Here is a 14,545-nt window from a genome sequence, read left to right as displayed (position 1 = left end):
GATGGTCTGGTTGCTGCCGGCACCGGAGATGTCGAACGCCGCACCGGCCGTGGCGAGGTTCACGTCGCCGGTGTTGAACAGGCTGCCGCCGAGGCCGATGGCCACGGTGCCGCCGTTGATGATCGTGCCGCCGGTGTACGTGTTCGCGCCGGTGAGGGTCAGCGTGGCCGTGCCGTTCTTGACCAGGCCGCCCGTGCCGGCGACGACGCCACCGAGGGTCAGTCCGTTGCTGCCGAGCACGTTGAGGTTCGCGCCGGCGGCGAGGTTCACGTTGTTCGCCGCCGTGACCGCGGTATTGGTATCCAGCGTGGTACCCGCGGCGACATTCAGTACGCCCGTGCCGAGTGCACCGTTGTTGCCGAGGACCAGGCCGCCCGCGTTGAGGTTCACGCCGCCGGTGAAAGTGTTCGCGCCGCCGAGGGTCAGCACGGATCCGCCGTTCTTCACCAGCGCGCCGGTGCCCGAGATCGTGCCGCCGAGGCCGAGGTTCTGGCTGCCGGCAAGGGTCAGCGCCGAACCGGCGTTGAGCTGCACGGCGTTGGCGAGGTTCACCGCCGCCGTGCTGTCGAGAGTTGCCGCGGCGTTGACCGACAGGGCGCCGACGCCAAGCGCGTTGTCGTTGCCTGCGACCAGGGTCCCGGCGTTGAGCGCGACACCGCCGGTGAAGTTGTTGTTGCCGCTGAGCGTGAGCACGCCCGCGCCGTTCTTGACCAGCGCGCCGCTGCCGTTGATCACGCCGCCGAGGCCGAGGTTCTGTCCGCCGGTGAGGGTGAGCGTGTTGCCGAGGTTGATCGCGTTGGCGAGGTTCAGCGCGGCGCTGTTGGTGAGCGTCGCGGCGCCACCGACGTTCAGCGCACCGGCGCCGAGGGCACTGCCGTTGTTGATCGACAGGCTGCCGGCGTTGAGGTTGACGCCACCGGTGAAGGTGTTCGCGCCGGTGAGCGTGAGCTGGCTCGCGCCGTTCTTGGTCAGGCTGCCGGCACCGGAAATCACGCCGCCCAGCGTGGTCGCCTGGCTGCCCACGAGGGTGAGGTTGCCGGTGTTGGTGAGGTTGATGTTGTTGGCGAGTGCCAGCGCGGTGGCGCTGTCGAGCTGGCCCGCGCCGCTGACCGTGAACAGGCCCGTGCCCAGCGCGTTCGCGTTGCCGAGCAGCAAGCCGCCCGCGGCGAGGTTCATCCCGCCAGTGAAGGTGTTCACGCCGGTCAGCGCCTGCGTGCCCGTGCCGGTCTTGACCAGGCCACCCGTGCCGGAGATGACGCCAGCGAAGGCCTGGTTGCTGTTGTCGCCGCCGAAGGTCAGCGTGTTGGCGCCGAGCGTGACACCCGTGCCGGTGATGCCGGACAGCGCACCGATGGTCTGGTTGCCCGCGCCCGAGATGTCGAAGATGCTGCCGAGGCCATTGAGCGTGACGCCACCGTTGGCGGCCAGGCTGCCGCCCGCGCCGATCGCCACGGTGCCGGCATTGATGTTGAGGCCGCCGGTGAAGGTGTTCGCGCCGGTGAGCGTCAGCGTCGATGCGCCGCTCTTCACCAGGCTGCCGGTGCCACCGATGGCCCCACCGAAGGTCAGCGGTTGCCCGCCGAGGACGTTGAGCGAAGCGCCGGCACCGAGGCTGACGTTGTTGGCGAGCGTATGCGCCGCCGAACCGTCCACGGTCACCGCACCGTTCACCGCCAGCGTGCCCGTGCCCAGCGCCGCGTCGTTACCGATCAGCAGACCACCGGCGTTGGCGGTGACGCCGCCGCTGAAGGTGTTCGCGCCGTTGAGGGTCAGCAGCGAAGCACCGTTCTTGACCAGCGCGCCGGCGCCGACGATGGGACCGTTGAAGACCAGCGGCTGGCCGCCCAGCAGGTTGAGCGACGCACCGGTGCCAAGGTTGACCGCGTTGCCCAGGGTGAGCGCGGCAGTGCCGTCCAGCGTGACGCCGACGCCACCCACCGACAGTGCGCCCGTGCCCAGCGCGTTGTTGTTGCCCAGCAACAGGCCACCGCCGTTGAGTGCCACGCCGCCGGTAAACACGCTGCTACCCGCGAGCGTCTGCACGCCGGCGCCCTGCTTGACCAGGCCACCCGTGCCCGAGACGACGCCGCCGTACACGGTGTTGCCCAGGCCGTTGAGGGTAAGCGTCTGCGCGCCCAGGTTGATGTTGCCGGTGCCTGCAAGCGAGCCGGTCGCCTGGTTCGCGGCGGCCGAGAGATCCATGCTTGTGCCTGCGCCGAGCACGAGCGCACCCGTCGGCGAGAGCGAGCCACCGGCACCCACCGCCAGCGCGCCACCAGTGACGCTGAAGGCGCCGGTGAGCGTATTGGCGCCGTTGAGGGTGAGCGTCCCCGCCCCGCTCTTGACGACGTTACCCGCGCCCGACAGCGACCCGTTGAGGCCGAGCGCCTGGCCGCCGAGCAGGTTGAACGTGCTACCGCCGTTCACGACGATGTTGTTGGCGAGGTTGAACGCACCCGTGGTGTTCAGTGTCGCGTTGCCGCCGACCGTCAACGCACCGGTGCCCAGCGCACCCGCGTTACCGAGCAGCAGGCCGCCCGCGTTGAGGTTCACGCCACCGCTGAACAGGTTCGCCCCGCCCAGCGTGGTGACCGCGGTATTGGTGACGGTCAGGCCACCCGCCCCCGAGATCACGCCATTGAGCGCGAAAGCGTTGGTGCCGGTGAGGTTGAGCCGGCCGGTATTGAGCGAGACGTTGTTGGCCAGTGCGAGGCCGGCGGTCGATGCCGCGATGGCGCCGCCGTTGGCGCTGAGCGTGCCCGGGCCGAACACGGCGTTGTTGTTGAAGTTGACCAGGCCGTCGTTGATCGTCGTGTCGGCGAGCGCCACCGGACCGAGCAGGTTCCACGTACCGCTGTTCACCCGCAGGTGCTGGAAATGGATGTATTGCGCGCCATCGATGGTGGTGACGGCACCACCCGTACCCGATCCCGCCGTCTGCACGTCGTTTTGCAGGACGAGGAAATTGTTCAGGCCCGTGCCCGAGCCACCATCGACGATGCCCTTGCCGCTGAGGTTGACGCTCACACCGATGAGGTTGAGGACGTTGAGCGACAGGCCGTCCGCGGCGACGCTCGAACCGGAGACGGCGGTAAACGTATTGCCGGTCGCCGTATCGCCGAGGTTGACGCTACCGCTGATCAGGCCCGAGTTGACGAACGTGTTGCCCTGCCCTGCGGTCAGCGAAGGCGCAAAACCGATCCGGCCACGGATATAACCGGTGTTGACCATGTTGGTCCGCGCACCACCGTAGGAGACGACCGCCGGCGCGTCGGAGGTGTTGAGCAAGCCCAACCCCAGCACGTTCATGTCGATCGTGCCGTTGTTGGTGATGTTGGTCGTGCCACCGGTGCCGTTCTGGGCGAGGATCGCCTGGCCACCGATGCCAAGCAGCGAACCGAGGTTGACCAGGCCCTTGATCGAGCCGGCCGGCGTCACCCCGTTAACCGGCAGGTTATTGATGTTGATCGTGCTGGCGTTGCCGTTGCCGACCACCAGGCCACCGGACACCACGCTGAGCGCGCCACCGAGGTTCGGGTCGATCTGGCCCTGGTTGTTCACCGTGACGTTGTTGCCGCTCAGGGTGAGCACCGGGCCGCCAAGTAACGGCGCCGCCAGCTGGCCGGTGCCGTCGATGCTCACCACGACGTTATTGGTGGGTATCGAGTACGAGATGGCCGAGAAGCCGGAGCAGGTCACCGTCGTCGTGACCTGGGTGCAATTCGCGGACGCGACGCTCGGCAGGACCGCGGAACCCATGAGGGAAGCCAGCGCGAGGTAGATACCTTTGCGGCGTGGAAGAGAAGGTACGGTCGTCGCGCGCTTGTTCATTGGAATTACCCCTGCCATGTCCATGGTTGGCTGGCAGAGTGGCAAAGCGCCTGCGGTACGACTGCACGAATGCAGCAACTGACTAAGCGTATTAGGCAGGAATTTTTTGCCTGACCGTCACGGGGCACACACGTTGCTTAACCGAAGGACCCCTTGAACACATAACGTTGTCGCCCCCCGCGATACCTCTTCATGTCAAAAGGTGATGGGAGAGAGGCGATGCGGCGAGGCAGGAAAATCCTGGCATGGGTGATCGGCGTCCTGGTGGTGCTGGTCGTGGCCGTCATCTTGTTCATCGCCTTCTTCGACTGGAACCGGCTGAAGCCAACCATCAACGAGAAAGTGACCGAGGCGATCGGCCGTCCCTTCGCGATCCAGGGCGACATCACTGCCCATTGGGCACGCGAACCGGGCCAGGGCGGCCTGGTCAGCCTGATCCCGTGGCCGCACTTCACCGCCCGCGACGTGGTGGTGACGAACCCGAGCTGGGCGAAGAACGGGCGCTTCGCGCACCTGGACTCGATCGACTTCCGCCTTGCGCCCTTCCCGCTGATCGCCCACCGCATCGTCATCCCCGAGATCCGCCTCGGCCATCCGACCATCGCCCTGCAGCGCCAGAAGGACGGCACCAACACCTGGACCTTCAAGCTGCCGGAAAGCAGCGGCCCGTCGGAATGGCAGCTGGAACTCAACGCGATTGCCTTCGACAAGGGCCATATCGACTTCGACGACGCCCAGGTGCAGGTCAACATGGGCATCGACGTGACGCCGCTGGGCAAGGGCATCCCGTTCGACGAGATCATGGCGCAGCAGGAGAAGGACTCACGCGCACAGGCGAAGGAAACCACCGGCGCCAGCGCGAAGACCATGGCGAAAAGCGATGCCGACGAGAAGGACCGCCAGGACGACACCAAGCGCAAGCAGGTCTACATGTTCGCGTGGGAGGCCAAGGGCACGTACAAGAAGTCCACGGTGCAGGCCTCGGCCAAGACCGGTGGCGTGCTGGCCTTGCGCGATGGCAACCGTCCCTTCCCCGTCCAGGCCAATGCTCGCTTCGGCGACACGCATATCGCCTTCGTCGGCACGCTGACCGATCCGATCAACCTCGGTGCGCTCGACGTGCGCCTGTGGTTCTCGGGTACGAGCATGTCGCACCTGTATGACCTCACCGGCGTGACCCTGCCCGACACCCCGCCTTTCGCGACCGAGGGTCACCTCAAGGCGAACCTGAAGAAGGGCGACAGCACCTTCACCTACGAGAACTTCACCGGCAAGGTCGGTAGCAGCGACCTGGGCGGCACCCTCGCCTTCCGCACCGGCGGCGCACGGCCGAGCCTTACCGGCGACCTGAAGTCCAACCAGTTGCTGTTCAGCGACCTCGCGCCGCTGATCGGTGGTGGTACCGACAAGGAGAAGGCCGAGCGTGGCGATGCAAAGGCGCAGCCGAACGGCAAGGTCCTGCCGGTCGAACCGTTCAAGACCGATCGCTGGAACGCGATGGATGCCGACGTGCGCTTCGTCGGCGCGAACATCGTCCACGGTGAAAAACTGCCGATCAAGAACGTCGAGACGCACCTGATCATGAAGGACGCGGTGCTGACGCTCGACCCGCTGAAGTTCGGCGTGGCCGGTGGCACCGTGGGCAGCAACCTGCGCCTGGATGGTTCGAAGGAACCGCTGAAGGGTCGCTTCAACCTCGGTGCCCGTCACCTGAAGCTCAAGGAGTTGTTCCCGACCTTCGCGCCGATGCAGACGGCGTTCGGCGAGTTGAATGGCGATGCGTCGTTCACCGCCGTGGGCAATTCACCGGCGGCGTTGCTGGGCACGTCGAATGGCGAGCTGAAGCTGCTGATCAACGACGGTGCGGTGAGTTCGTCGCTGCTGGAGCTGGCCGGTCTTAACGTGGGTAGCTACGTCGTGAATCGTTTCTTCGGCGATGACGTGGTGAAGATCAACTGCATGGCGGCGGATCTGGTCGCCACCGACGGCGTTATGGAATCGAAGGTGTTCGCGCTGGACACGGAGAAGGCGCTGATCAACGTCAATGGCGATATCAATTTCAAGGATGAGAAGCTGAACCTGGATATCGTGCCGCATACGAAGGGTTTCCGGGTGTTTTCGCTGCGTTCGCCGCTGTACGTGCATGGCACGTTTGCAAATCCGTCGCCGGGCGTGCATGCGGGTCCGTTGATCCTGCGTGGCGGTGGTGCGGTGGCGTTGTTCTTTGCGGCGCCGGTGGCGGCGTTGGCGCCGCTGATGGTGCCGGAGAGTGGCAAGGCGAGCGCGGTGACGTGCCAGCCGTTGCTGGATGACCTGAAGAGCGCCCCGCCCAAGGCCCCGCCGCCGGGCAAGAGCAACAGCAAGTGAAGCGGTTCGCCGCTTCGCGACGCATGCCTTCACGGCCTCCGGCCGAACCTCGGCCCTGTAGGAGCGCGCCTGCGCGCGATTGACGTCCCCGCAGCGCTCGGGCCTGGTCGCAGGACAGCCCTCGGTGCCTACCCTCGCTGCTCAGACAGGTCCTCCGCGCTCGACAGGGTTGGCCGCAGCCGCGGCCCATGTATTTGATTAGCCTTCGGCTGCTCGCTTGTGCGGAACTCGCCTCGAGGGTAGGCACCGAGGGCTCTCTTCATTCTTGCGGCGAGCTGGGTGGGAAAGCGTCGGCACCGCGCCGACGCAGCAGTGGCCCGTGTAGGAGCGCGCCTGCGCGCGATTGGCCGATGCTGCGAAGAGGTCCGTTCGCCCTGAGCCCATGTAGGCTGCCGCGAGCTTTGCGGCTAAAGTTGCCGCATGTCTCTTCCTGCCCGTAAAGCTCTTTTCCAGATTCACTTCTGTGTCTTGCTGTGGGGCTTTACGGCCATCCTGGGCAAGCTGATCACGCTGTCTGCGTTGCCGTTGGTGTGGTGGAGGATGTTGTTGGTGTCTGTGGCGTTGCTTTGTGTGCCGCGGGTGTGGCGGGGGTTGCGTTCGACGTCGCCGCGGTTGTTGCTGATCTACGCTGGCATTGGCGTGGTGGTGGCGTTGCATTGGTTGACGTTTTACGGGGCGATCAAGCTGGCGAATGCGTCGGTGGCGGCGACGTGTATTGCGATGTGTCCGGCGTTTCTTTCCGTGGTGGAGCCGTGGATTGCGCGGCGGCCGTTTGAGTTGCGTGAGTTGTTGCTGGGTGCGGCGGTGATCCCGGGGGTGGCGTTGGTGGCGGGTGGTTTGCCGGGGGATATGCGGGTGGGCCTGGCGGTGGGTGTGTTGTCGGCGTTGTTCGTTGCGTTCTTTGGGGCGTTGAACAAGCGGTATATCGAGCACGCGGATTCGCTGACGGTGACGTTCGTCGAGCTGGGTGCGGGGACGGTGTTCCTGACGTTGGCGGCGCCGTTGTTGCCGGGGGCGGCGTTCGTGTTGCCCGATGGGCATGACGCGCTGTTGCTGGTGGTGTTGGCGTTTGGTTGTACGTTGCTGCCGTTTGCGCTGGCGTTGTCGGCGTTACGGCATCTGTCGGCGTTTGCGACGCAGATGGTGACGAACCTCGAGCCGGTTTACGCGATCGTGCTGGCGATTCCGCTGCTGGGGGAGCAGCGGGAGCTGGGCTGGACGTTTTACCTGGGGGTGGCCGTTATTTTGGCGGCGGTGTTTGCGCATCCTTGGCTGCACCGGGGGGAGCGGGCTGGGGCTTCGGATATTGTGGCGCCTTGAGGATCTTGTGGCGCTTTGAGCGGTTGAGCAAACGCTGGAAGTTGTGCGGCCACGTTCGTTCGCGCGCAGGCGCGCTCCTACAGGGGTGTGGGAGCGTGGTTGGCCGATGTGCTGTTAACCGCGGCCGCGGGCTTTTACGGTGCGCAGGCGGCGGGCGCGGGCGGCGGGTGAGCGGGTGGTGGTCTTTTTGCGGGGTGCAGCGCGCTTGGCCTGCGCTCGCGGGCGGGAAGTCATGGCGGGTATCTCCGGGGGAACGACGGCCGGGAGGATCGACTCTGCGACCCTCCCGGTGAAAAACCCGCTAACGCGGTGTCAGATCAGTTTGATCTCGCGCAGGCGTTCCTGCAGGTATTCGTGTGCCGTGATCGGCGTCTCATAGCGCTTCGGATTGTCCGGCGTGACGCAAGAGGGCAGCACGTCGAGTACGACGTCCGGGTTCGGGTGCAGGAAGAACGGCACCGAGTAGCGTGGCTGGCGGGCGGCGTCGCCCTGCGGGTTGGTGACCCGGTGGGTGGTCGACGGGTACACGTGGTTGGTCAGGCGCTGGAGCATGTCGCCGATGTTGACCACGATGGCGTCGCCTTCGCTGGTGATCGGTAGCCACTCGCCTTCACGCGTGAGGACTTCCAGGCCCGCCGTGCTTGCGCCGACCAGCAGGGTGATGAAGTTGATGTCCTCGTGCGCGCCGGCGCGGACGTTGGGCACGTCGGTCTGGGTGATCGGCGGGTAGTGGATCGGCCGCAGGATCGAGTTGCCGACGTTGACCTTGTCGTCGAAGAAGTTCTCCGGCAGGTCGATGTGCAGGGCGAGCGCGCGGAGGACGCGGCTGCCGAGGTCATCCAGCGCCTGGTAGAGGCCGTAGCCCTGGTCCTTGAAGCCGGGGATCTCGCTGGGCCACACGTTCGGCGGCATCACGTCGGCGTACTTCGAGTCGCGCGGGATCTCGCGACCGACGTGCCAGAACTCCTTGAGGTCGGCGAACTTCGAGTCCTTCGCGGTCTCGACCTTGAACGGGGTGTAGCCGCGCGCACCGCCGCCACCGGCGACGTGGTACTGGCGCTTGGTCTCGTCCGGCAGTGCGAAGAACGCCTTGAAGGCGTCGTAGGCACCGTCGACGGCGTCCTTGGGGATGCCGTGGCCGCTGATGCAGCAGAAACCGAATTCACGATACGCGGCGCCGAGCTCGGCGACGAAGGCGTCGCGATCGGTGTCGTAGCGGCGGATATCGAGGGTGGGAACCTTCTTCATCGTAAGACCTGCTTGCGGGCATGAAAAAGCCGGCGCGGGGTGACCGCGCCGGCCGGAGGCGTCAATTGACTCAGGCGACAGCCTGGGCCGCTGATTTTACGGCGTCTGCCAGCTGCCCCGCCAGTCGTTCGACTTCGGCGGCATCGGCGGCCTCGATCGTGACCCTTACCAGCGGCTCGGTACCGGAAGCGCGCAGGACGACGCGGCCACGGCCCTCCAGGGCAGCCTCCACCTCGGCCAGGGCCTGTTTGACCGTCTCCGTGCCCAGCGCGGCCTTGGCCCCTTCGACACGGACGTTGAGCATCGTCTGCGGCAGCTTGACCAGGCCGGCACGGGCGTCGGCGAAGGTCTCCCCGGCCTCGGCCAGGGTCTCCAGCAGGGCCAGCGCGGCGACGATGCCGTCGCCGGTGGTGAAACGGTCCAGGCACAGCACGTGGCCGGAGGTCTCGCCGCCGAGCACGCCGCCGTGTTCCTTCAGCTGCTGCAACACATAGCGGTCGCCCACGTTGGCGCGGACGAAGGGGATCTCCATCTGCTTCAGCGCGCGCTGCAGGCCGTAATTGCTCATCAGGGTGCCGACCACCGGGCCCGGCAGGGTCGCCTTGCGCTTCCAGTGGCGGGCGATGACGAAGAGCATGTCGTCGCCATCGGTCACGGTCCCGTCCTTGTCGACGATACGGACGCGGTCGCCATCGCCGTCGAAGGCGATGCCGAGGTCGGCGCCGCGTTCCACCACCGCACGGGCCAGCGCTTCCGGGGCCGTGGAACCCACGCCGCGGTTGATGTTGAGGCCGTCGGGCTCGGCGCCGATGGTGGTCACGTCCGCACCCAGGTCGCGGAAGACCATCGGGGCGACCTGGTAGGTCGCGCCATGGGCGCAGTCGAGCACGATGTGCATGCCGGCCAGCGAAAAATCGTCGGCCACGGTCGACTTGCAGAATTCGGCGTAGCGGGTCACCGCGTCGTCCACGCGCTTGGCCTTGCCCAGCGCTTCGGAGGCGACCGTGGCGAAGTCGGCTTCCAGCTCGGCCTCGATCTCGGCTTCCAGTTCGTCGTCGAGCTTCTCGCCCTGCCCCGAAAAAAACTTGATGCCGTTGTCCTGGTGCGGGTTGTGCGAGGCGCTGATGACGATGCCGGCGTCGGCACGCAGCGAGCGGGTCAGGTAGGCGACGCCCGGGGTCGGCATGGGGCCAAGCAGGCGGACGTCGGCGCCGGACGCGACCAGGCCCGCTTCCAGGGCGGATTCGAACATGTAGCCGGAGACGCGGGTGTCCTTGCCGATCACGACCATGATCTTGCGCGCGGGATCGCGGCGCTCGCCGTTGGAATGGACGGTGCGCTTGTCCGCCGCCCGGCGACGGGCCAGCACCGCACCGGCGGCACGACCGAGGCGGAGGATGAAATCGGCGCTGATGGGGTAGCTGCCAACCTGTCCACGGATACCGTCGGTTCCGAAGTATTTACGTTCGCTCATGGTTCTAAATCCTTCCTGGGACGGGAATCATACCCCGGCCCGACTGACTGGATAGCTGGGCGGAGGGACTGGGCGGAGGGCATAGGGGCTCGGCGCTCGGGCGTGGTCGCAGGACAGCCCTCGGTGCCTACCCTCGCTGCTCAGACAGCGTTCTGGCGTGCGACAGGGAGGGGCTGCTCCGCAGCCCATCTACTTATTGGCCTGCGGCCGCGCACCGGGTGCCGGGCGGAGGTTCTTGATTCGGCATCCTGCCTCAACAAGAACGGCCGGCCATCGTGGCCGGCCCCCTTCGGGCTTCTTCCGCCCGGCCCCCTCGCCGCCACGAACTCGCCTCGAGGGTAGGCACCGAGGGCTGTCTTTAACCGTGTCGCGAGCTGGCTGGGACGGCCGCGCCGCGGGCATCCCGACGCCGCGTCGGCTCCCGTAGGAGCGCGCCTGCGCGCGATTTGCCGACAACGCGGCGATGCAGAAACCTGTGTGACCGCCCCGAATGATCGCGCCTAAATCAGATCGAAACGATTCCCTGGGCCTTGGTTATCGCCAATGCCCAGCCACGCCAATCGCGCGCAGGCGCGCTCCTACACGGATGGGGGTTGGATGACGTGGATGACTGGTGGGGGCCGACAGATCCGGATTTGCTTACGTGGCTCAATGGGTTGGCACTGCCCAGAGGCCCAATGAATGTCACTTGGTATCAACGTGTTGGAATACGACGAATGGTTCCGGTCGCGCGTCCAAGAGGCCTTTCAGGACGAAGCCGAGGGCCGTTCCAACTGGAAAGACCATGACGACACCTGGGCTGAGCTTGAAGCAGACGCCAGGAAGGCCTGACCGTGCCGATCCTCTATTCGGAGCTCGCGATCATCACGTGGCACGCGCCTGACGTGCGTGTGCATCGCGTGCTGCCTACCGCGGCCATCCGCAAGTCACGGGTTGTGTGAGCAAACTGGGTCGATGTGTGCTGAGGGCTGCCGGGCTGCCGGGCTGCCGGGCGCGATGGTGGAAGTATCCCGACTACGCCGCTTCGTCGGCTTTTCGCGCGCAGGCGCGCTCCTACACGAGCTGAAGCTGCGTGGGGGATGCCGTTGCCACTGCTGTCCCACCCAGCTCACGACACGGATGAAGAGAGCCCTCGGTGCCTACCCTCGAGGCGAGTTCCGCACAAGCGAGCGCCCGTAGGGCAATAAATACATGGGCCGCGGCTGCGGCCATCCTTATCGAGCGCGGAGGACCTGTCTGAGCAGCGAGGGTAGGCACCGAGGGCTGTCCTGCGACCGAGCCCGAGCGCCGCGCGGACGGCCATCGCGCGCAGGCGCGCTCCTACAGGGCCGGGCTATTCGTCGTCGGGCCAGCGGGGGGTGGCGGGCTTGTCGATGCGGGGGGCCGAGTCGCCGGACTTCACGGCCTGCCAGACCGCCAGAGTGTCCACGGTCATCGCCACGTCGTGCACACGCACGATCACCGCGCCACGCTGCACCGCGATCAACGCCGCCGCCGCCGAACCCGCACCGCGGGCCGCCGGCTCCGTGCGACCGGTCAGCTGGCCGATCATGCTCTTCCGCGACAGGCCGATGTAAACACCCGCGCCAAGCTCCGCGAAGCGCGCCGTCGCACGCAGCAACGCCAGGTTGTGCTCCAGGTTCTTGCCGAAGCCGAAACCCGGGTCGACCAACACCTTGCGCCGATCGATGCCGGACAACTCACAGGCAAACAGGCGATCGGTCAGGAACCGATGCACCTCGCCCACCACGTCGTCATAGCTCGGATCGTCCTGCATGACACGCGGCTCGCCCTGCATATGCATCAGGCAGACCGGCACGCGCAACTCCGCCGCCGCGTCCAGCGCACCGTCGCGGCGCAGCGCGAACACATCGTTGATCATGCCGGCGCCCGCGGCCACGGCCGCACGCATCACTTCCGGCTTCGAGGTATCCACCGAGATCGGCAGCGTGGTCGCCGCCGCAAGACGCTCGATCAACGGCACCACGCGGCGGATCTCCTGCTCCGCCGACACATCGTCCGCGCCGGGGCGGGTCGATTCGCCGCCGACGTCGAGCATGTCCGCGCCCTCCTCCGCCAGCCGCATCGCATGCGCATAGGCCGCTTCCAGCGACGCGTGCTGGCCGCCGTCGGAGAACGAATCCGGGGTGACGTTGACGATGCCAGCCACGCGCGGGCGGTCTAGGACCAGGGCGCGGCCGTTGCAATCCAGCGAGATGGCGAAGGGATCGAAGCTCATCGGCTCAGCCCGGGATCGTGCCGGCCATCGGGCCCATGAAGCGACGGTAGTAACGCAGCTCGTCGATCGAATCGCGGATGTCGGACAGCGCGGTGTGCGCCGAGTCCTTCGAGAAACCGCGCGCGATATCCGGCGACCAGCGGCGCGAGAGTTCCTTCAGCGTGGACACGTCGAGGTTGCGGTAATGGAAGAAGCGTTCCAGCTTCGGCATCTCGCGATGCAGGAAGCGACGGTCCTGGCAGATCGAGTTACCGCACATCGGCGACTTGCCCGGGTGCACCCAGTGCGCGAGGAAGTCGATGGTGGACTGCTCGGCGAGCTCAACGCTGTCGTCCGATTCCACCACGCGCTGCCAGAGGCCGGAGCGGCCATGTTGGTTGCGGTTCCAGGCGTCCATCTGTTGCAGGCGGGCGTCGGCGTGGCTGATGGCGAAGACCGGACCCTCGGCGAGCACGTTCAGATCCTTGTCCGTCACGATCGTGGCGATCTCCAGGATGGAGTCGTTGTCCGTGTCCAGCCCGGTCATCTCGAGATCGATCCAGATGAGGTTATCGTCGTGCGCTCGCGTCATGGGGATTCCTTTGAGTACCGGGCAGTCTACCTCGCCCTCCCCCTGCATGCGATCATGGCCAGATGGCCGAACCGACCTTTTTCTGGCACGACTACGAAACCTTCGGGGCCGACCCGCGCAGGGACCGCCCCAGCCAGTTCGCAGGCATCCGCACCGATGCCAACCTGGAGATCGTCGGCGAGCCGGTGATGGTCTACTGCAAGCCGCCGCGGGACATGCCCCCGCAGCCGGCCGCCTGCCTGATCACCGGGATCGCCCCGCAGCTGACCGAACGTGAAGGCCTGTCCGAGGCAGAATTTGCCGCGGTGGTGCACGAGCAGCTCGGCCTGCCGGGCACCTGCGGGGTCGGCTACAACTCGCTGCGCTTCGACGACGAGTTCACCCGGCACCTGCTGTACCGCAATTTCTACGAGCCCTACGGCCGCGAGTGGGAAAACGGCAATTCGCGCTGGGACCTGATCGACCTGGTCCGGCTGTGCCAGGCCCTTCGCCCGGAGGGCATCGCCTGGCCGACCCGCGAGGACGGCACGCCGAGCTTCAAGCTCGAGCACCTGGCCAGGGCCAATCACCTGAAGCAGGACCGCGCGCACGACGCGTTGTCCGACGTGGAGGCGCTGATCGGGCTGGCCCGGCTGATCCGCACCCACCAGCCGAAGCTGTGGGACTGGTATTTCGCCCTGCGCCGCAAGCAGCGCGTGTTCGAACTGCTCGACGTGGCGGCGATGACGCCGGTGGTGCACGTCTCGTCGCGTTACCCAGCCAGCCGGCAGTGCCTCACCGTGATCGTGCCGTTGTCGGCGCATCCGACCCGGCAGGGCGAGATCATCGTGTACGACCTCACCGCCGACCCGACCGACCTGCTGAGCCTGGCCGACGAGGACGTGGCCGACCGTGTCTTCACCTCGCGCGCCGACCTGCCCGAGGGCGTGGAGCGGATCGCGCTGCGCACCGTGCGCGCCAACCACGCGCCGGCGCTGGCCCCGCTGTCCGTGCTGAAGGGCGCCGACCACGCGCGGCTGGGCCTGGACATGGCCCTCGTCGACAGACACCTGGCCGCGCTGCGCGACGCGCCGGGGCTGGCCGAGAAGCTGCGCCGGATCTACGGCCAGGCCGCCGGCATGCCGCCCGCCGAGGACCCGGAGCTGGCCCTGTACGGTGGCTTCCTGCCCGACGCCGACCGCCGCCTGCTGGCCGAGGTCCGCGCGACCCCACCCGGACAGCTGGGTAGCGGCCGCTTCACCTTCCGCGACCCGCGTTACGCGGAGCTGTTGTTCCGCTATCGCGCGCGCAACTGGCCGGACACCCTGAGCGTGGACGAACACGCGCGCTGGGAAGCGTTCCGGGTCGACCGCCTGACCCGGCAGGGCCCGCTGACCACCCTGACCCTCGCCGATTACCGCACCGAACTGGCCGCCCTGCGCCTCATGCCCGATGCCCCGCTCGCCCTGCTCGACCAGCTGGATGCGTGGGGCGAAACCCTGCTCTGAGCCCAACG

8 protein-coding genes and 5 pseudogenes are annotated in these 14,545 nt (G+C 66.9%); 4 read left to right on the top strand and 9 right to left on the bottom strand.

The features are described from left to right. Positions 1-93 precede the first annotated feature (93 nt). The 5 pseudogenes from KPL74_04190 to KPL74_04170 form a co-directional block, all read right to left on the bottom strand. Positions 94-450, bottom strand: a pseudogene (locus KPL74_04190) (autotransporter-associated beta strand repeat-containing protein). 174 nt (positions 451-624) lie between these two features. After that, positions 625-972: pseudogene (locus KPL74_04185) on the bottom strand (autotransporter-associated beta strand repeat-containing protein). A 171-nt stretch (positions 973-1,143) separates the two neighbouring features. Further along, positions 1,144-1,533 (bottom strand): annotated as a pseudogene (locus KPL74_04180) (autotransporter-associated beta strand repeat-containing protein). 171 nt (positions 1,534-1,704) lie between these two features. After that, a pseudogene (locus tag KPL74_04175) lies at positions 1,705-2,064 on the bottom strand (autotransporter-associated beta strand repeat-containing protein). Between the two features lie 192 nt (positions 2,065-2,256). Continuing rightward, a pseudogene (locus KPL74_04170) lies at positions 2,257-3,855 on the bottom strand (autotransporter-associated beta strand repeat-containing protein). Positions 3,856-4,050: 195 nt separating this feature from the next. Between KPL74_04170 and KPL74_04165 the strand changes: the two are divergent. Together KPL74_04165 and KPL74_04160 are read left to right on the top strand one after the other, a co-directional pair. Next, the gene (locus KPL74_04165; GenBank protein ID QWT21214.1) at positions 4,051-6,198 is read left to right on the top strand and encodes an AsmA family protein; all 2,148 of its coding nucleotides are present in this window, start codon (positions 4,051-4,053) and stop codon (positions 6,196-6,198) included. A 420-nt stretch (positions 6,199-6,618) separates the two neighbouring features. Further along, positions 6,619-7,518 carry a DMT family transporter gene (locus KPL74_04160; GenBank protein QWT21213.1) on the top strand — a complete coding sequence of 300 codons (900 nt, stop codon included), beginning with the start codon at positions 6,619-6,621 and terminating at the stop codon, positions 7,516-7,518. Positions 7,519-7,830: 312 nt separating this feature from the next. Here the strand turns inward: KPL74_04160 and KPL74_04155 are convergent, their stop codons facing one another. Both KPL74_04155 and glmM read right to left on the bottom strand, forming a co-directional pair. After that, the gene (locus KPL74_04155; GenBank protein QWT21212.1) at positions 7,831-8,766 is read right to left on the bottom strand and encodes a hypothetical protein; all 936 of its coding nucleotides are present in this window, start codon (positions 8,764-8,766) and stop codon (positions 7,831-7,833) included. A gap of 70 nt (positions 8,767-8,836) precedes the next feature. Then, the gene (glmM, locus tag KPL74_04150; protein ID QWT21211.1) at positions 8,837-10,240 is read right to left on the bottom strand and encodes a phosphoglucosamine mutase; all 1,404 of its coding nucleotides are present in this window, start codon (positions 10,238-10,240) and stop codon (positions 8,837-8,839) included. Positions 10,241-10,921: 681 nt separating this feature from the next. On the opposite strand from glmM, the gene KPL74_04145 reads away from it, so the two are divergent. Beyond that, on the top strand, positions 10,922-11,071 hold the full coding sequence (locus KPL74_04145) for a hypothetical protein (GenBank protein QWT21210.1): 150 nt from the start codon (positions 10,922-10,924) through the stop codon (positions 11,069-11,071). A 502-nt stretch (positions 11,072-11,573) separates the two neighbouring features. On the opposite strand, the gene folP is transcribed toward KPL74_04145, so the two are convergent. Then, positions 11,574-12,479, bottom strand: a complete 906-nt coding sequence (gene folP, locus KPL74_04140) for a dihydropteroate synthase (protein ID QWT21209.1) — start codon at positions 12,477-12,479, stop codon at positions 11,574-11,576. 4 nt (positions 12,480-12,483) lie between these two features. Beyond that, complete coding sequence (gene orn, locus KPL74_04135) at positions 12,484-13,050, bottom strand: oligoribonuclease (GenBank protein QWT21208.1); 567 nt, start codon at positions 13,048-13,050, stop codon at positions 12,484-12,486. 62 nt (positions 13,051-13,112) lie between these two features. Between orn and sbcB the strand changes: the two genes are divergently transcribed. Further along, positions 13,113-14,537 carry an exodeoxyribonuclease I gene (gene sbcB, locus KPL74_04130; protein QWT21207.1) on the top strand — a complete coding sequence of 475 codons (1,425 nt, stop codon included), beginning with the start codon at positions 13,113-13,115 and terminating at the stop codon, positions 14,535-14,537. Positions 14,538-14,545 lie beyond the last annotated feature (8 nt).

The organism is Bacillus sp. NP157 (assembly GCA_018889975.1).
Classification (GTDB): Bacteria; Pseudomonadota; Gammaproteobacteria; order Xanthomonadales; family Rhodanobacteraceae; genus Luteibacter.
This window is presented reverse-complemented; position numbering and strand designations above follow the sequence as displayed.

Bases quoted from the DNA above. Each gene is read 5' to 3' on its own strand.
- KPL74_04165 (QWT21214.1), top strand. From the start codon at position 4,051: ATGCGGCGAGGCAGGAAAATCCTGGCATGGGTGATCGGCGTCCTGGTG.
- KPL74_04160 (QWT21213.1), top strand. From the start codon at position 6,619: ATGTCTCTTCCTGCCCGTAAAGCTCTTTTCCAGATTCACTTCTGTGTC.
- KPL74_04155 (QWT21212.1), bottom strand. From the start codon at position 8,766: ATGAAGAAGGTTCCCACCCTCGATATCCGCCGCTACGACACCGATCGC.
- glmM (QWT21211.1), bottom strand. From the start codon at position 10,240: ATGAGCGAACGTAAATACTTCGGAACCGACGGTATCCGTGGACAGGTT.
- KPL74_04145 (QWT21210.1), top strand. From the start codon at position 10,922: ATGTCACTTGGTATCAACGTGTTGGAATACGACGAATGGTTCCGGTCG.
- folP (QWT21209.1), bottom strand. From the start codon at position 12,479: ATGAGCTTCGATCCCTTCGCCATCTCGCTGGATTGCAACGGCCGCGCC.
- orn (QWT21208.1), bottom strand. From the start codon at position 13,050: ATGACGCGAGCGCACGACGATAACCTCATCTGGATCGATCTCGAGATG.
- sbcB (QWT21207.1), top strand. From the start codon at position 13,113: ATGGCCGAACCGACCTTTTTCTGGCACGACTACGAAACCTTCGGGGCC.